Source organism: Pseudomonas sp. PKS (assembly GCF_051913525.1).
GTDB classification, from domain to species: domain Bacteria; phylum Pseudomonadota; class Gammaproteobacteria; order Pseudomonadales; family Pseudomonadaceae; genus Aquipseudomonas; species Aquipseudomonas guariconensis_D.
The window spans coordinates 1-207 of record NZ_JBEGDO010000088.1 but is presented as its reverse complement, the minus strand read 5'-3'; the positions used below and the strand labels follow the sequence as shown (position 1 = coordinate 207).

At 34.0% G+C, this 207-nt stretch carries 1 protein-coding gene; it reads right to left on the bottom strand.

The genetic code is table 11. The features are described from left to right. The coding region (locus ABOA88_RS24195) for an HPr family phosphocarrier protein (RefSeq protein ID WP_440128019.1) at positions 1-169 on the bottom strand (169 nt) is incomplete at its 3' end. Between the last annotated feature and the right edge of the window lie 38 nt (positions 170-207).

Genomic DNA, 207 nt, shown 5'->3' with positions numbered 1-207 from the left:
CCGCTTCAATTGCAGCATCAGCATCAGATCCATCAGCTTCAATAGTTACTTCTGTACCAGTTTTAATAGCCATAGCCATTNTATTCATAATTGATTTTAAGTTACCTTTTTTTTCACCAGTAATAATTGTTATACTTGAGATGAATTTTGATGCTTCTTTTGCTAACACAGAAGCCGGTCTTGCATGTAAACCTACTTTATCTGTAA